A 16,880-nucleotide genomic window follows, 5' to 3' on the forward strand; every position below is an offset into this window, starting at 1 on the left:
GGCCGTCAGGCCTTGAGCGCGCCGTTCACGCCCGTGCTCGTGCCCGTACCGCCCAACTCCGCGATGGGCATGTCCGCGAGCCCCAACTGCTTCGCCTTGTCGAGCAGTTCACCGAGCTGCCCGCTCCGCGGCCCTGTACCGCCGCCCGACGCCATCAGCTTCGTCAGGAGCGCCGACACCGTCAGATTCCGCACGTCGGCCGTCGACACGGACCCGAGCATCTTCGCCAGGTCGTCCGTGAAGCTCGCCGACCCGTCCAGCCACGGCCCCGCCAGCGCCTGCGCCGTGTCCGAGTGCCGCATGAAACCGTCCAGGCCCTTGCCGAGCGAGATCGACGACACGAGCCGGTCGAAGAAGACGGTGTCCCCGCCGACGATGTTGATGTCCGCGCTCTCCAGGCCCGTCGCCAGCACGGCGGCCTGCGCCTCGGCGACCTGCCGCTGCGTCTCCAGGCCCGCCAGCCGTACCTCCTTGTCGGCCTCCAGACGCAGCCGGTACTCCTCGTGCCCCCGCGACGCCTCGTCCAGCGCGGCCATCGCCGCCGCCTTCTCGGTCAGCCCGGCCGCCTCGGCGCGCAGGCGCGCCTCCGTGGCCCCGGCCTCCGCGCGGCCGGCCTTCTCGACCGCGTCGGCCTCCTTCTCCCGTACCTGCACCGCCGCCAGGCCGATGGCCGCCGTCTCGGCCTGGATGCCCTCCGCCAGCCGTGTCTTGGCCGTCGCGTCGAGGTCCGCCGACTTCACCCGTGCCTCGGCGAGGGTGATCTGCTCGGCGGCCCGGTGGACCGCCGCCTGCTCGGCCGCCTCGGCCGCCTTGATGTCCTTGACCAGCCGCTCCTGCGCCTCGGCCTCGGCCGCGATGATGATCGACTGGCGGTCGCGCTCGGCTGACTCCACGGCGCGCAGCCGCTTGATGGACTCCTCCTGCTCGGCGACCGTACGGTCCACGGCGATCCGCTCGCGGATCACCTCGGCGATCTCCCTGCGCTCCGTCTCGACCTCCTTCTCGGCCGAGATACGGGTCAGTTCGGTCTCCCGCTCGCGGGCGATGACCTCAAGGAGGCGGTCCTTCTCGATGCGCTCGGTCTCGATGGCGATGACCCGCTCGCGGTTCTTCTCGGCGACGGCGACCTCGCGCGCCTGGTTCTCGCGCTGGACCCCCAACTGCTCCTCCGTACTGAGGAAGGCGCTCTGCGCCCGCAGCCGCTCCTCCTCGCGCACGCGCGCCGTCTCGGCCTCCTCGCGCGCCCGTACGGTGTCGATCTCGCGCTTCTGCTTGCTCTCGGCGTCGGCCTGCCGCCGCTCCAGCTCCAGGATGGCCTCGCGGGCGTCGACGTTCTGCCGAGTGGTCTCCTTCTCCTCTGTACGGAGGAACTCGTTGGTGCGGACATGCTCGATCGCCGTCAGCTCGGTGATCTTCCGGATGCCCTGAGCGTCCAGGATGTTGTTCGTGTCGAGCTGCGCGAGCGGCGTCTGCTCCAGGTAGTCGATCGCCGCGTCCTCCAGGCTGTAGCCGTTGAGGTCGGTGCCGATGACCTGGATGATCCGGTCCCTGAACTCGTCGCGCTTGGTGTAGAGATCGGTGAAGTCGAGCTGCTTGCCGACCGTCTTCAGCGCCTCGGAGAACTTGGCGTTGAACAGCTCCTGCAACGTCTCCTTGTCGCTGGCCCGCGCCGTGCCGATGGCCTGCGCGACCTTGATGACGTCCTCGGTGGTCTTGTTGACCCGGACGAAGAACGAGATCCGGATGTCGGCGCGGATGTTGTCCCGGCAGATCAGTCCGTCCCGGCCGGTGCGGGTGATGTCGATGGCCTTGACGGAGATGTCCATCGTCTCGGCCTTGTGGAGCACGGGAAGGACGACCTGGCCGGTGAAGGTGACGTCGACCTTCCGCATCTTCGACACGATCAGGGCCTTGCCCTGCTCGACCTTGCGGAAGAGCCGGCTGACGACCAGGAGCAGGGTCACTGCGATGAGCAGGAGGACGGCGACGAGCACGCCGACGCCCAAGGTGATGGCATCCATGAGAAGTCCTTGCGTGGAGGCATGAGAAGGCATGAGAAGGCGTTGGCGAGGCATGGCGAGGTACGGCGAGCCATGAGGGCCCGACCGACGAGGGTCGGGTGAAGGGATCGGCCGAGGGGAGTGGGTCGGCGGCAGCGGTCAGGCGGCCGAGGCGCGCGGGTCAAGCGCCGTGTCGTACGGCGCGACCCAGAAGAACTCACCGGCGTCGTCGTAGGCGTACAGCAGCCCCGTGCTGCCGTTGCTCAGGGCCGCCGCGCCGGCCTTCGCGGTGTCCGCGCGGTGCTGCCTGACCTGTACGACGGCGGTGGAGCCGTCCCGCGCGGCGACCTCGGCCTGGCCGAACCAGGCATCCACCCGTCCTGTCCGGATGGTGCAGGTCAGTCCCACGAAGTCGAGCCGGGACGGCCCGGGTTCGTCGGGGAAGAGCGTGTGCAGCGGCCGTACGAGCAGCCGGGTGGCCCACCAGGCGAGCAGCACCGCGCCGACGAGGACGGCGAGAGCCGACACGGCGCGGACGAGACCGGAGGCGTCGAAGGCACCGAAGCGGTGCAGCAACACGGAAGCGGCGAGGCTGCTGAACCACGCGACGGCTGTCAGCAGTGAGCAGGCCACGGTGACCGGCACTCCGCCGATCCCGGCGGTGTCGAGGTCGACGTCCGAGTCGAAGCTGTCGGTCTCGGCGACGCCGGTCAGCACCAGCAGCCAGAAGCCGACGACCACGATCAGTGCGGCGGTGAACAGGAAGGTGGGGAATCCGAGTGCCGCGTCGATGAATTCACGCATTCCCGTTCCCCCTCACCCCCGGCGCTCCGCCGCCGTACCGACCGGACCGGCTCCGGATGCCGGAGTGCGAGTGCGCGCACTCCGGCACCGGAATCCGTCCCCCGTTTTCCGTGGTCCGATCCTGTCAGCCGACCGGCCAGGCACGCATTGCCGGATCCCGGCAATCTTTACGGGGCCTTAATGCCGGGTGTCGGCGCCGGATCGGCGTCTGACAGGCTGGACGGCACCCGCGTTAAGAACGCGTCAGGACGGATCAGGAAGCCGGGGGGCTGCGATGGCGGACCACACGACAGGCCGGACCACGGACCAGGAGATGTTCCAGGAGTACTTGACCGGCTACGACCGGATCCTCTCGGACGTCTCGATGACCGGACGCCGCCTCACCCGCGACGAGCTGGACTCGCGCCGCGCGCTGGGCGAGCAGGCCGCCGAGGCCGGCCACGGACTGCGGGCCCTGGTGAGCAGGTATCTGACCGCCACCCGCGCCGCCTGGCCCGTCTCCTCGGCCGACACGGCGTCCGCCGACAGCGTCCTGGCCGCCGTCGAGCAGGCGGTCGACGCGTTCGCCGAGGGGTACGAGCGGGCCCAGCGGCTCGCCGTACGCCGCGAGGAGGCGTCCCGGCGTGAGTTCATCGACGACCTGCTGCACGGGCGCAGCGACCTCGGCAGGCTCGCCGAGCGGGCCGGGCGCTTCGGGCTCCAGCTCTCCCACGCGCACGCCGTGGCCGTGGCCGTCGGGGAGGCCGCGTACGCCGAGACCGACCCCGTCACCCGCAGCGTCGAACTCGCCCTCGTCTCCCGCTTCGGCGACCGCCGCATCCTGCTGACCACCAAGGACGGGCGGCTCATCTGCGTCGCGCCCGCCGACGAGGGCGACGTCCTCACGTACTTCGCGAAGCAGGCGCACGCTGCGACGGACGGCGGACGGGTCACCATCGGGCGCGCGCACCCGGGGGCGGGCGGCGTCGTGCAGTCGTACGAGGAGGCGCTCAACGCGCAGGACCTCGCCGACCGTATGGCGCTGGACGAGCCGGTGCTCCGCGCGGCCGACCTGCTGGTCTACCCGGTGCTCAGCCGGGACCGGGAGGCGATGACCGATCTCGTACGCAGCGCCCTCGGCCCTCTTAAGGAGGCGCGCGGCGGCGCCCGGCCGCTGCTCGACACGTTGACGGCGTACTTCGACGCGGGGTGTGTGTCGGCGGAAGCGGCGCGGCGGCTGAATCTGAGCGTGCGCGCGCTGACGTACCGGCTGGAGCGCATACACAAGCTCACCGGGTCGGACCCGGCGGAGCCTTTCCAGCGCTACACGCTCCAGACGGCCGTGATCGGCGCGCGGCTGCTGGACTGGCCGGCGAAGGAGATCTGACCATTCCGGGTCGCCGCACCTCCCAGGCACTATGGAGGAGGCCGGTGTCGCCCCACCGCGACCACCGCTCCACCGCTCCACCGCTCCACCGCTCCACAGCTCTACGGCGCCACCGCCCCACCGCCCCACGTCACGGACGAACAGGAGATCGCAGGATGACCGAGCGCAAGCCACCCGGCATCAACTTCGAGACATGGGTCGACAGGCAGGTCCGCGAGGCCGCTGAGCGCGGCGCCTTCGACAATCTGCCGGGGGCGGGCAAGCCGCTGCCGTCCGACTCCGCCCCGTACGACGAACTGTGGTGGATCAAGGGAAAGATGGAGCGGGAGGGAATCTCCCACCTGCCGCCGACGCTGAGCCTCCGTAAGGAGGTGGAGGACGCGCTCGCCGCCGCCCACGAGGCAGCGTCGGAAGCGCAGGCGCGGCGGATCATCGCCGCCATCAACGAGAAGATCCGCGCCGCGATCGCCAGACCGCCGGCCGGGCCGCCGCTGAACAAGAAGCCCTTCGACGTCGAGGAGATCGCCGCCGAGTGGCGCGAGCGACATTAGTCACTCTCGGTCACCCTTTCGGGCACTCCCCTTCTGTTTGCCATTCCTTTACTATGATGTTTCGTCCCCTCCGCCGATCACGGCAGGGACACCCCGACCGACAAAGAAGGAAGCAGCAGTTCCACGATGGAGCCTCCTAGTACCAGCCGTGCCATTTCCCCTCCGCTTTACCTGACCGGCGGAGCGGGGGTGGCACGGTGACCGAGATCTTCTTCCTGCTGATCGCCCTCGGGCTCACACTCGCCTGTGCCGTCTTCGTGGCCGCCGAGTTCTCGCTGACCACGGTCGAGCGCGACAGCCTGGAGCGCGCCGCCGCGGCCGGTGAGCGCGGCGCCGAAGGCGCCCTCAAGGCCGTCCGACGCCTCACCTTCCAGCTGTCCGGCGCGCAGCTGGGCATCACCGTCACCTCCCTCGTCATCGGCATGCTCGCCGAGCCGTCCATGGCCGTGCTGCTGCGCGGACCGCTGGAGGCCGTCGGGCTGGGCGCGGCCGCGTCGGTCGTGGCCACCGTCCTCGGTGTCGTGATCTCCACGATCGTGCTGATGGTCATCGGCGAGCTGGTCCCCAAGAACTGGGCGATCTCGCGGCCGCTGGCCGTCGCCAAGGTCGTCGCGGGCCCGCAGCGCGGCTTCACCGCCGCCTTCGGCCCGCTCATCCGGCATCTCAACAGCACGGCGAATCGTTTCGTCCGGCGCATGGGCCTGGAGCCCACCGACGAGCTGGTCTCCGCCCGTACGCCCGACGAGCTGATCTCCCTCGCCCGGCACTCCGCCGCCGAGGGCGCGCTGGAGCAGGACTCGGCCGAGCTGTTCGTACGGACCCTGCGACTCGGCGAGCTGACGGCCGAGAACGTCATGACGCCCCGCGTCGACGTCCAGGCGCTGGAGGCCGGTGCGACGGCGGCCGACGCCGCCAATCTGACGTACGCCACCGGCCTCTCCCGCTTCCCCGTCTACCGCGACAGCCTGGACGAGGTGATCGGCACGGTCCACATCCGTGACGTCCTCGCCCTGGAGCCGGAGCGGCGCGCCCGCGTCTCCGTCACCGAGCTGGCCAGCGAGCCGCTGCTGGTGCCCGACACCCTCACCGCCGATCTGCTGCTGGACCGGCTGCGTGCCGCGCGCACGATGGCCGTGGTCATCGACGAGTACGGCGGCACGGCGGGCGTGGCCACCATGGAGGACATCGTCGAGGAGGTCGTCGGCGAGGTACGCGACGAGCACGACCCCGTCGAGACCCCCGACCTGCTGCCCGCGCCGCCGAACGCGGACGGGCGCGCGACCTGGGAGGCGGACGGCAGCGTACGGATCGACGAGCTGGCCCGGATCGGTCTTGTCGCCCCGGAGGGGCCGTACGAGACCGTCGCCGGACTCGTCGCCGCCCGGCTGGCGCGGATCCCCGTCGAGGGCGACACGGTCGAACTGGACGGCTGGCGGCTGGATGTCCTCGACATCGAGCACCACGTCGCGGAGCGCGTGCACATCACCGAGCCGGCGCGGGCCGTCGCGGCCGGGTCCGACACGGAGCCGTACGCGGCATCCGTACCCGACGCCACCACCGACACCGACACCGACGCCACCACCGACACCGACGACCCCTCGCGCCAGTACGCCGGAGAAGCCCGATGACCGCCCTGCAACTCGCCATCGGCGCACTGACGCTGCTGACCAACGCCTTCTTCGTCGGCGCCGAATTCGCCCTCATCGCCGTCCGCCGCAGCCAGATCGAGCCGCACGCCCGCAGGGGCGACAAGCGGGCGCACACCGTGCTGTACGGGCTTGAGCACCTGTCGGCCATGATGGCCACCGCCCAGCTCGGCATCACCGTCTCGTCGCTGGTCCTCGGCGCCGTCGCCGAACCGGCCATCGCGCACCTGCTGGAGCCCGGCTTCGAGGTGGCGCGGGTCCCCGAGGCACTGGTCCACCCGATCGCGTTCGTGATCGCACTGACCCTGGCCACGTATCTGCACATGCTGTTCGGCGAGATGATCCCGAAGAACATCGCACTCGCCGCGCCCACCAAGACGGCGCTCGTGCTCGGCCCGCCGCTGGTCGCCCTGACCCGCGCGCTGCGCCCGCTGATCTTCGGCATCAACGCGTTCGCCAACGTCCTGCTCCGGCTGATCAAGGTGGAGCCCAAGGACGAGGTCGCCGCCGTCTTCAACGACGACGAACTCGCCCGTATGGTCGCCGTCTCCAGCCAGGCCGGGCTGCTCTCACCGGCCGACGGCGAACGGCTGCGGGACGCGCTGGAGCTGGGCACCCGCCCGGTCGGCGAACTCCTCGTACCGCTGCGCCGGATGGTCACCGTCGACCACCGGGTGACCCCCGAACAACTGGAGCGGATCGCGTCGTCGGCCGGCTTCTCGCGGATCCCGGTCACCGGGCCCGCCGGCGCCGTCCTGGGCTACCTGCACATCAAGGACACTCTCGGCGTCGCCGACCGCACCAAGCCGTTCCCGCGCAGCACGCTCCACGCGGTGACACGGGTCCGGATCGACACCCCGCTGGACGACACGCTCACCGCGCTGCGGGCGGCGGACAGCCACCTGGCGGCGGTGACGGGCGAGGCGGGCACGCTGCTCGGCTTCGTGACGATGGAGGACGTGCTCGGCGAACTGGTGGGACCGGCCGCGGCGGCGTGACCGGCGACTCCGAAGACAACTCCTAGCGGGCAGCGCCCTGCAAGGGACGGCCGCTGCGCAGATTCCAGCGGCCGTTCCGCCCGCTCAACTCCGTGACCGTCAGCGGCTGTACGTCGATACGCCAGAACACCTGCGTCGGCGCGCCGATCGCGTGCACCGTCAGCGCGCGTACGACATCGGGCTCGGCCACCGCGAGGATGCGCGCCGAGTCCGGGCGCGCGTCGGCGCCCAGCGCGTCGAGCCAGTGGCCCAGGCGCACATGCAGCGCCTTCAGCGACTCCCCGCCGTGCGGCGTCGCCGTCGGGTCTGCCAGCCAGGCGGCGACCGCCTGCGGATCGGCGGCGCTGACCTCGTCCAGGCGCTTCCCGCGCCAGCGGCCCATCGCGCACGTACGCAGCTCGGGCAGGGGCTCCGCGACCAGGCCGAGGGCTTCGGCCGTCTGATGGCAGCGCACCGAGGGGGACGCGAACACCCGGTCGGCGGTGGCGCGTTGCTCGGCGAGGGCATGCGTACCTCGTACGGCCTCGGCCTGGCGCAGCCCGGTCGCGTCCAGCGGTCCGTCGGCGAAGCGCGCCTCGCGCAGCGCGGTGCTGAGCGCCGGTGAGATCAACGTCACGCGTGTGGTCATAGGGCTCTCCAGGGTGGTGCGTTCGCGGGACGCCGCCCGCCGCGACGCCCGCCACACGCCGGTCGAGCACCGGTCGAGCACCGAGGCCGGGCGGCGGTACGGGAGGAGTCGCCCTCTTGGCCCACCTGCCCGATCGCGGTACGTTCACGTCGATATCACGACGGCGAGACGGAAGTCCGGTGAGATTCCGGCACGGTCGCGCCACTGTATGCCGAGCAGCCTTCGCCACGTACGCGCGGACAGGCGGCCCGGTGAGTCAGACCCGATGGTCGTCGTGCCAGCTCCACTGAACGGGACGCGAGTTCCCAAGGAGGTTGTGCCATGGCTCAGTCCATCGTGCCCCCGGCCGTTTCCGCTCCCACCGGATCAGCGATATCCCCCCTGACTCCCCTGCCCCTGCGGGCGGTTCTGCCCTGGGCGGTCTTCGTGGGCACGCTGATGCTGGTGCTGCTGTACTTCGTCGGTGCCGAACAGGGCGCGACGTCGGTGTTCTCCGGGGCGGGTGTGCACGAGTGGGTGCACGACGGCCGTCATCTGCTCGGCTTCCCCTGCCACTGATCTGACGGAAGCGGGACACCCTCGGAGTACCTCACCATGCAATCGTCCACCGTCAGAAACCTGCTGGTCCGCGGCATGATCGCGGGCGTCGTCGCCGGACTGCTCGCCTTCGCGCTCGCGTACGTGGTGGGGGAGCCGTCCATCGACTCCTCCATCGCGTTGGAGGAGGCCGCGTCCGCCCCGGCCCATGAGCACGGCGACGCGGCAGCCGCCCCCGCCGAGGAAGAGGAGGAGCTGGTCACGCGGCCGGTCCAGTCGACCTTCGGCCTCGCCACCGGCGTTCTCGTGTACGGGGTGGCCCTGGGCGGCATCGCCTCGCTGGCCTTCGCCGTCTGTCTGGGCCGGGTCGGCCGGTTCCGGCCCCGGGCGACGGCCGCGCTGGTCGCGGGCGCCGCCTTCACCACCGTCTATCTGGTGCCGTTCCTCAAATACCCCGCGACCCCGCCGGCCGTGGGCAATCCCGACACCATCGGGAAACGCACGACGCTGTTCTTCCTGATGATCCTGCTCAGCGTGCTGGTCGCGGTCATCGCCGTCATCGCCGGGCGGCGGCTCGCGCCGACGCTGGGCAACTGGAACGCGACCGTCGCCGCCGGCGGCGGCTATGTGGTGGTCATGGCCGTGGCGTGTCTGCTGCTGCCCGCCAACACCGACGCGGTGAAGGAGACCTTCCCGGCCGCGCTGCTCTGGGAGTTCCGGCTGGCCTCGCTGGGGGTCCAGGCGCTGCTGTGGACGGCCTTCGGGCTGATCTTCGGCGCGCTGGCGGAGCGCGTACTGCGTCCCGCGGCGGATCCGGACGCCGCGGCAGCCGCGCCGGCTACGTCGGCGGCCCGTACCAGCTGACACCCGTACGCATCTTGTGCCCGGCAGGATTCCTGCCGGGCACAAGTCATGTATGGGCCATCCGTGTATGAGATCCGTAAAACGCACGCCTCGCGCCGTATGGGACCCGTCAACGTCGCTCGTGTCGCCGAAAAAAGAGGCTTTCCTCTAGAGGTCCAAGAATTTCCGACCTCTTTCAGGAGCTCACGATGGCCGATGTGGCCTTCGTCGTCACCACGATCGTGTTGTTCGCGTTGGTGGCTTTCGTTGCCAAGGGGGTGGCGAAGCTATGACCGTGGAGAACGTTGTCGGTCTCGTCATCGCTGTCGCTCTGCTGGGCTATCTGGTCCTCGCGTTGCTGTTCCCGGAGAGGTTCTGAGCCCTGATGAGCCCCGTCCTCGCCGGTGTGCTCCAGCTGCTCGCGCTCATGGTGGCGCTGGCCCTGGCATACCGACCACTCGGCGACTACATGGCCGGTGTCTATTCCTCCCCGAAGCATTTGCGGGTGGAGAAATGGATCTACCGGGCCATCGGCGCCAATCCCGCCACCGAGATGCGCTGGCCCGCCTATCTGCGGGGAGTTCTCGGATTCTCGTTGGTGAGTGTCCTCTTTCTGTATCTGATGCAGCGGATCCAGGGCAGTCTGCCCGGTTCCCTCGGTTTCTCGTCGATCGATCCGGACCAGGCGTTCAACACCGCCGCCTCGTTCGTGTCGAACACCAACTGGCAGTCGTACTACGGCGAACAGGCCATGGGCCATGTCGTGCAGACCGGCGGCCTGGCGGTGCAGAACTTCCTGTCGGCCGCGGTGGGCATGGCCGTGGCCATCGCGCTCGTCCGGGGCTTCGCCCGCTCCCGTACCGGTGAACTGGGCAACTTCTGGGCGGACATGGTGCGCGGCACCGTGCGGATCCTGCTGCCGATCGCGCTGGTGGGAGCGGTACTCCTGGTCGCCTGCGGGGCGATCCAGAACTTCGCCGGGATCCACTCGGTGGGCCAGTTCATGGGCGGCTCCCAGCAGTGGAACGGCGGGGCGGTGGCCTCGCAGGAGGCCATCAAGGAGCTGGGCACCAACGGCGGCGGTTACTTCAACGCCAACTCCGCCCACCCCTTCGAGAACCCCAACGGGCTGTCGAACCTCCTTGAGATCTTCCTCATTCTGCTCATTCCGCTGTCCCTGACGCGGACGTTCGGGCGGATGGTCGGGAGTGTGAAGCAGGGGTACGCGATCCTCGCCACGATGGTGACGATCTGGATCGTGTTCACCGCGCTGATGATGTGGACCGAATTCCACCACGGCGGCCCGGCGTTCGACATCGCCGGCGGCGCGTTGGAGGGCAAGGAGACCCGGTTCGGAGTCGGCGCCTCGTCCATCTTCTCGGTGGCGACCACCCTCACCTCCACCGGCGCGGTGAATTCGTTCCTCTCCTCGTACACCGGTTTCGGCGGCGGAATCGCCATGCTGGGAATGCAGTTGGGCGAGATCGCGCCCGGTGGTGTGGGCTCCGGATTGTACGGAATCCTCATCATGGCGGTGATCGCGGTGTTCCTCGCGGGTCTGATGGTGGGCCGGACACCGGAGTATCTGGGCAAGAAGATCGGGACCCGGCAGATCAAATTCGCCGCGTGCTACATCCTCATCACCCCGGCGCTGGTGCTGTGTTTCACCGGTGTGGCGATGGCGATGGACACCCCCGCGAATTCGATGACGAACAGCGGTGCGCACGGTTTCTCGGAGATTCTGTACGCGTATACGTCGGGTGCGAACAACAACGGTTCGGCTTTCGCGGGGCTCAACGCCGATACGCAGTGGTTCAACACCACGATCGGTATCGCGATGCTGCTGGGGCGTTTCCTGCCGATCGTGTTCGTCCTGGCGCTGGCCGGCTCGCTGGCCGAGCAGAAACCGGTGCCGATGACCGCGGGCACCCTGCGTACCGACAAGCCCCTGTTCAGCGGGCTCCTCGTCGGCACGATCATGATCGTCGCCGGTCTGACCTACTTCCCCGCACTCGCGCTGGGACCGCTCGCCGAAGGACTCGCGTCATGAGCACTGCCACTTCAACACCAACGCCCGACCCCGGGTCGGGCCCCTCGCGGGCGCCGCACTCGGACGTGCCGACCTCGCACCGGCCCGGCGACGACGGGCGGGTCGGCGGCGGTCTGTTCGACCCCAAGCAGCTGGTCAAGTCGTTCCCCGACGCGATCAGGAAGCTCGATCCCCGGGTGATGGTCAAGTCTCCGGTGATGTTCGTGGTCGAGGTCGGCTCGGTGCTCACCACCGTGCTGGCGATCACGAAACCGGGCGACTGGTTCGGCTGGGCGATCACCGCCTGGCTGTGGCTGACCACGATCTTCGCCAACCTCGCGGAGGCGGTCGCCGAGGGCCGCGGCAAGGCGCAGGCCGACACCCTCCGCAAGGCGAAGACCGACTCGGTCGCACGGCGCCTGACGGGGCGGAACGCGGAGCCCGTATCGAAAAATCGTGCGCCTGCGGGTGGGGCCGGGGCTGCGGCCGGGGCCGGGGCCGAGGAGCGGGTGCCGGGCACCGACCTGCGTGTCGGCGACCTCGTCGTGTGCGAGGCCGGTGACATCATCCCCGGTGACGGTGATGTCGTGGAAGGCGTCGCCTCTGTCGACGAGTCCGCGATCACCGGTGAATCGGCTCCCGTCATCCGGGAGTCGGGTGGTGACCGCAGCGCGGTGACGGGCGGGACGAAGGTTCTCTCCGACCGTATCGTCATCAAGATCACGACCAAGCCCGGCGAGACGTTCATCGACCGGATGATCGCCCTGGTCGAGGGCGCGGCCCGGCAGAAGACACCCAACGAGATCGCGCTGAACATCCTTCTCGCGTCCCTCACCATCGTGTTCCTGCTGGCCGTCGTCACCCTCCAGCCGTTCGCGATCTACGCGGGCGCCCAGCAGTCGATGATCGTGCTGACCGCGCTGCTCGTCTGTCTGATTCCCACCACGATCGGGGCGCTGCTGTCGGCCATCGGTATCGCGGGCATGGACCGGCTGGTGCAGCGCAATGTCCTGGCGATGTCGGGGCGTGCCGTTGAGGCGGCGGGTGACGTCTCGACGCTGCTGCTGGACAAGACCGGCACGATCACGCTCGGCAACCGCCAGGCGGCGGCCTTCCTCCCGGTGGAGGGGGTCACCGCCGTCGAACTCGCGGACGCCGCGCAGCTCTCGTCGCTCGCCGACGAGACGCCCGAGGGCCGCTCCATCGTGGTGCTGGCGAAGGAGAAGTACGGCCTGCGGGAGCGCAGGCAGGGGGAGTTGGGCCAGGCGGACTGGGTGCCGTTCACGGCTCAGACCCGGATGTCGGGTGTCGACATCACGGAGGAGGAGGGGGCAGAGCCTGGCCGGAAGGCCGGGACCGTACGCAAGATCCGTAAGGGGGCGACCGGTTCGGTCGTCGCCTGGGTCGAGCAGCACGGCGGAAGCGTCGCGCCCGACGCGCACATCCTGACCGACCGCATCTCCGAAGACGGCGGTACGCCGCTGCTGGTCGCGGTGGAGGACGAGCACGGGGCGCGGGTCCTGGGTGTGATCCATCTCAAGGATGTGGTGAAGGAGGGGATGCGGGAGCGGTTCGAGGAACTGCGCCGTATGGGCATCCGTACGGTCATGATCACGGGCGACAACCCGTTGACGGCGCGGGCCATTGCTGAGGAGGCCGGTGTCGACGACTTCCTCGCCGAGGCCACGCCCGAGGACAAGATGGCGCTCATCAGGCGTGAGCAGGCGGGCGGGAAACTCGTCGCGATGACCGGCGACGGTACGAACGACGCACCCGCGCTCGCCCAGGCCGATGTCGGTGTGGCGATGAACACCGGCACCTCGGCCGCCAAGGAGGCCGGGAACATGGTCGACCTGGACTCCAACCCGACGAAACTCATCGAGATCGTCGAGATCGGCAAGCAACTGCTCATCACCCGGGGCGCGTTGACGACGTTCTCCATCGCCAACGACGTCGCGAAGTACTTCGCGATCATCCCCGCGATGTTCGCCGTCGTCTATCCGGGCCTGGACAAGCTCAACATCATGAGCCTGTCCTCACCCGAGTCCGCGATCCTCTCCGCCGTCATCTTCAACGCCCTGATCATCGTCGCGCTCGTGCCGCTGGCCCTGCGCGGTGTGCGCTACCGCCCCATGAGCGCGGACCGGATGCTGCGCCGCAACCTCGGGATCTACGGCGTCGGCGGCCTCATCGCGCCCTTCGCCGGCATCAAGATCATCGACCTGCTCATCTCACTCATTCCCGGAATCGGCTGATGTCCATGAACACGTCCGTCGGAAACACCGCACGGCTCCTCGGCGCCGGACTCCGCGCCCTGCTCGTCCTGAGCATTGTGTGCGGCGTGATCTACCCCCTCGCCGTCATGGGCCTCGGACAAGCCCTCTTCCACAACAAGGCCAACGGCTCCGAGATCACCTCCAACGGCAAGGTCGTCGGCTCCGAACTCATCGGCCAGCGCTACGACCTGCCCCTGAAGGCGGGCGAGGAGACCCCGGCGCCGGACCTCAAGTGGTTCCAGCCCCGTCCGTCCAACGGGCTCGGCACCAACAGCGTCAACACCCAGTACAAGCTGATCCTCTCCGGAGCCACCAACAGGGCCGGTGACAATGAGGAGTTGATCCAGTGGGTGAAGGACGCCAAAGCCGCCGTCATCAAGGACAACTCGGTCGACGGCTACAAGGTCAGGCCGGCCGACGTACCCCCCGACGCGGTCACTTCCTCCGGCTCCGGCCTGGACCCGGCGATCTCGCCGGAGTACGCCGACATCCAGGTCCAGCGGGTCGCGAAGCTGAACGGGCTGGAGGTGGGGGCGGTTCAGAAGCTGGTGGACGAGCACAAGGACGGCCGCATCCTCGGCTTCATCGGCGAACCGCGGGTGAATGTCCTGGAGTTGAACATCGCGCTGAAGGCGCTTGAGTCGACGAACGGGGACTGACGGGCCTGGCCGGGCCCGGCGGCCTGGTCGGGCCCGGCTCAGAAGGGCATCTTGCCGCGGGTGCGGCGTCCGGCAGAGCCGCTGCGGCCGACGGCGCGGGAACTGCTGCTGAAGGGCTTGCGCAGGAGCCTGCCGAGCGCGCCCGGGGCCTTGCCCGCGGCCTGTCCGCCCGCTCCGAGGGTGCGCTGTGTGCCGCGCTCGGGGTGGCGTGACAGGCGCGGGAGCAGAAAGGCGAGCACGAGAAGTACTACGCAGACGGCAACGATTCCGACGATCATCATGTGTGGTCCTCCTTGTGGCGTTCATGGCGTTCATGGCGCCTGGGGTGGCGTTGTCCTCCGGGTACCCGCAAGTCGTCCTCACACGCGTCGCCCCCATCGCCCCCGTTCGTGAGCAGTAGCAGTACCGACTTACTTCGCAAGGCACCCGGAATGGAATTGGAGAAACCTCACCGAATCGGACTGATGGAAATTAAGTCCATTGACAATAGATTTCCGGGAAATGTCGAACCTATTGCGCGATCGGTGGTCGACATCGGATGATGGCGATGCCTGTGTGGCGCTCATCCGGCATGTGAACTTCCGTTCGGCGTGCCGCCCCCCCCACCGCATAGCTATCCCACACACGCGATCAACTGGTCCCGCTCAGTCGGTAATTCCGCCAAGGGGTGACATATGTTCCGAAGAGGTTTTTCCGTCCTCTGTGGCAGCGCGTTGCTCGCTGTCTGTGCCCTGTCCGTTCCTCCCCACGACGAGATTCGCACGGACGTCGTCGCCGCGGCCGCCGCCGGTGCCACGACCCCCTTCGTCACGCTCGAAGCCGAAGCCGGCCAGCGCGGCGGCGGCGCCACTCTCCGCTCCATCAGCCCTGGGGCTCCGACTCCGACCAAGGCCACCCTGGAGACCGAAGCCTCGGGTTATGCGCTGGTCGAGCTGAAGAGCAACGGCGATTCCGTGACGCTGCCGAACAGCACGGGCAAGAACGCCAATACGCTCGTGGTCCGCGCCTCGATTCCGGACGCACCGGCGGGCGGCGGCATCACCGCGACGCTGAATCTGTACGTGAACAACGTGTTCCGCCAGGCGATCACGCTGGACTCGCGCCAAGCGTGGAACTACCGAGGCGCGACCACCAACCCGGACGACCCCCGCGCGGGTGGGGTGGCCTACCGCTTCTACAACGAATTCCCCGTCTGGGTCACGGGCGCTCCCATCGCGGCCGGCAGCACCGTCAAACTCCAGAAGGACGCCGCGAACACGGCCGCCGTTTACGACATCGATTCCGTGGATCTGGAGAATGTCGGGGGCGCGCTGGCCCAACCGGCGAACTCGATCTCCGTCGTCAGCAACGGCGCGGACCCGCAGTTCGTGAAGGATTCGACGGTCGCCATCCAGAACACGGTGAATGCCGCCCGTACTCAGCAGAAGTCGGTGTGGATCCCGCCGGGCAAGTACCTGACCAACAGCCTGGTGTCCAAGCCGCTGGACTTCACCGGCGTAAAGGTGCAGGGCGCCGGCATGTGGCATTCCACGCTCTATCGCAAGGTTCCGCTGCCAGCCAATTCATGGCGTTCGCAGATCACGGTGGGCTCGGGCACCACGCTGACCGACCTGCAGATCGATGCCAACGCCATCTGGCGGGGAATCGGCGGCACCGGCGGTTCTGATTACGGAATCAACGCCGGCGGCGCCGGCGGCTGGCTGGTCGACCGGCTCTGGACGCGACACATCGACGCCAACTGGCTGTCGGGTACGAATGGTGTCCTCCAGAACAGCCGGACCGCGGACAGCTACGGCGACGGCTACAACATCAACAACGGCAATACGCCGAATCCGGACAAGCTCGGCCTCAACATCACCGTCCGGAACAGCTTCGCCCGGAACACCGGTGACGATTCCTTCGCGACGTACTCCGACGCGGGCGCCGCCGGGAACAACGGCCAGATGAGCGGTGCGAAGATCCTCAACAACACCGCGATCGCGCCCTGGTGGGCCAACGGCATCCGGATCGCCGGCGGGCGGAACGTCGAGGTGAAGAACAACCTGGTGAACAGCGTGTCGTCCAACAACGCGATGGACATCAGTGTGTTCGGCGACTCGGGACACCCCCTGGAATCGGCCACGGTGAGCGGAAACACCTTGATCGGCGGGGGCGGTTGGAACGGCGTCCGGCACGGGGTGCACATCGGTTCCCCGTCCAGCACCTCGCTTTTTCCGAACGCCTTCACGAACGTCACCATGAGCGACAACATCATTCGCGGATCTCTCACCGCGGGGCTCAACATCGATCGAACGCGTGTCAATGCCACGCTCACGAACAACACGATCGACCGCCCGGCCAAGCAGGGAATCTGGATCAACTCGGGAGTTACCGGCACAGGGAAATTCACGGGTAACACGATTCAGAATCTGCTCCCGGGTCAGGTGGCCCAGAAGAACGATTCACCGGCCACCTTCAAGATCACCGGCTGAGCATCCGACGCTGTCACTGCTGTGTCGCTGCTCTGTCTCTGTCGCCGTCACCTTCAGCGGTCGCTGAAGGTG

General features: G+C 68.7%; 15 protein-coding genes and 1 riboswitch. Of the genes, 11 read left to right on the forward strand and 4 right to left on the reverse strand.

The window, feature by feature from the left end:
- Nucleotides 1-5 precede the first annotated feature (5 nt).
- The gene (locus ACFT9I_RS28260) at nucleotides 6-2,021 is read right to left on the reverse strand and encodes an SPFH domain-containing protein (protein ID WP_382568792.1); all 2,016 of its coding nucleotides are present in this window, start codon (nucleotides 2,019-2,021) and stop codon (nucleotides 6-8) included.
- A 138-nt stretch (nucleotides 2,022-2,159) separates the two neighbouring features.
- Nucleotides 2,160-2,804, reverse strand: a complete 645-nt coding sequence (locus tag ACFT9I_RS28265; protein WP_382568794.1) for a hypothetical protein — start codon at nucleotides 2,802-2,804, stop codon at nucleotides 2,160-2,162.
- Nucleotides 2,805-3,078: 274 nt separating this feature from the next.
- On the opposite strand from ACFT9I_RS28265, the gene ACFT9I_RS28270 reads away from it, so the two are divergent.
- The 4 genes from ACFT9I_RS28270 (at nucleotide 3,079) to ACFT9I_RS28285 (ending at nucleotide 7,365) form a co-directional block, all read left to right on the forward strand.
- Nucleotides 3,079-4,170 (forward strand): PucR family transcriptional regulator, encoded by a 1,092-nt coding sequence (locus tag ACFT9I_RS28270; RefSeq protein ID WP_382568795.1) that lies wholly within the window; start codon nucleotides 3,079-3,081, stop codon nucleotides 4,168-4,170.
- A 155-nt stretch (nucleotides 4,171-4,325) separates the two neighbouring features.
- The gene (locus tag ACFT9I_RS28275; RefSeq protein ID WP_382568797.1) at nucleotides 4,326-4,721 is read left to right on the forward strand and encodes a DUF1992 domain-containing protein; all 396 of its coding nucleotides are present in this window, start codon (nucleotides 4,326-4,328) and stop codon (nucleotides 4,719-4,721) included.
- Nucleotides 4,722-4,918: 197 nt separating this feature from the next.
- Nucleotides 4,919-6,349, forward strand: a complete 1,431-nt coding sequence (locus tag ACFT9I_RS28280; protein WP_382568799.1) for a hemolysin family protein — start codon at nucleotides 4,919-4,921, stop codon at nucleotides 6,347-6,349.
- Nucleotides 6,346-7,365, forward strand: coding sequence for a hemolysin family protein (locus ACFT9I_RS28285; RefSeq protein ID WP_382568800.1), 1,020 nt, complete (start codon nucleotides 6,346-6,348; stop codon nucleotides 7,363-7,365). Before ACFT9I_RS28280 ends, ACFT9I_RS28285 begins: the two co-directional genes overlap by 4 nt.
- A gap of 22 nt (nucleotides 7,366-7,387) precedes the next feature.
- Here the strand turns inward: ACFT9I_RS28285 and ACFT9I_RS28290 are convergent, their stop codons facing one another.
- Complete coding sequence (locus tag ACFT9I_RS28290) at nucleotides 7,388-7,993, reverse strand: histidine phosphatase family protein (protein ID WP_382568801.1); 606 nt, start codon at nucleotides 7,991-7,993, stop codon at nucleotides 7,388-7,390.
- Nucleotides 7,994-8,163: 170 nt separating this feature from the next.
- Nucleotides 8,164-8,255: riboswitch (cobalamin riboswitch) on the forward strand.
- 59 nt (nucleotides 8,256-8,314) lie between these two features.
- On the opposite strand from ACFT9I_RS28290, the gene ACFT9I_RS28295 reads away from it, so the two are divergent.
- The 6 genes from ACFT9I_RS28295 to ACFT9I_RS28320 all read left to right on the forward strand — a co-directional run bounded on the left by ACFT9I_RS28295 (nucleotide 8,315) and on the right by ACFT9I_RS28320 (nucleotide 14,337).
- Nucleotides 8,315-8,551, forward strand: a complete 237-nt coding sequence (locus tag ACFT9I_RS28295; RefSeq protein WP_382568803.1) for a CbtB-domain containing protein — start codon at nucleotides 8,315-8,317, stop codon at nucleotides 8,549-8,551.
- Nucleotides 8,552-8,587: 36 nt separating this feature from the next.
- The gene (locus ACFT9I_RS28300; RefSeq protein WP_382568805.1) at nucleotides 8,588-9,394 is read left to right on the forward strand and encodes a CbtA family protein; all 807 of its coding nucleotides are present in this window, start codon (nucleotides 8,588-8,590) and stop codon (nucleotides 9,392-9,394) included.
- 268 nt (nucleotides 9,395-9,662) lie between these two features.
- Nucleotides 9,663-9,752, forward strand: a complete 90-nt coding sequence (kdpF, locus tag ACFT9I_RS28305) for a K(+)-transporting ATPase subunit F (RefSeq protein WP_382568807.1) — start codon at nucleotides 9,663-9,665, stop codon at nucleotides 9,750-9,752.
- A gap of 6 nt (nucleotides 9,753-9,758) precedes the next feature.
- Complete coding sequence (kdpA, locus tag ACFT9I_RS28310) at nucleotides 9,759-11,423, forward strand: potassium-transporting ATPase subunit KdpA (RefSeq protein WP_382568809.1); 1,665 nt, start codon at nucleotides 9,759-9,761, stop codon at nucleotides 11,421-11,423.
- Entirely contained in the window at nucleotides 11,420-13,657 is a 2,238-nt protein-coding gene (gene kdpB, locus ACFT9I_RS28315) for a potassium-transporting ATPase subunit KdpB (protein WP_382568810.1), read from the forward strand. Before kdpA ends, kdpB begins: the two co-directional genes overlap by 4 nt.
- 5 nt (nucleotides 13,658-13,662) lie before the next feature.
- Entirely contained in the window at nucleotides 13,663-14,337 is a 675-nt protein-coding gene (locus ACFT9I_RS28320) for a potassium-transporting ATPase subunit C (protein WP_382568812.1), read from the forward strand.
- A gap of 38 nt (nucleotides 14,338-14,375) precedes the next feature.
- On the opposite strand, the gene ACFT9I_RS28325 is transcribed toward ACFT9I_RS28320, so the two are convergent.
- Nucleotides 14,376-14,618, reverse strand: a complete 243-nt coding sequence (locus tag ACFT9I_RS28325; RefSeq protein WP_382568814.1) for a DUF6411 family protein — start codon at nucleotides 14,616-14,618, stop codon at nucleotides 14,376-14,378.
- A 393-nt stretch (nucleotides 14,619-15,011) separates the two neighbouring features.
- Here ACFT9I_RS28325 and ACFT9I_RS28330 point away from each other — a divergent pair, with 393 nt between their 5' ends.
- Entirely contained in the window at nucleotides 15,012-16,808 is a 1,797-nt protein-coding gene (locus tag ACFT9I_RS28330) for a hypothetical protein (protein WP_382568816.1), read from the forward strand.
- The last annotated feature ends 72 nt before the right edge of the window (nucleotides 16,809-16,880 follow it).

Origin of the sequence: Streptomyces sp. NPDC057137 (assembly GCF_042670825.1) — a bacterium.
Classification (GTDB): Bacteria; Actinomycetota; Actinomycetes; order Streptomycetales; family Streptomycetaceae; genus Streptomyces.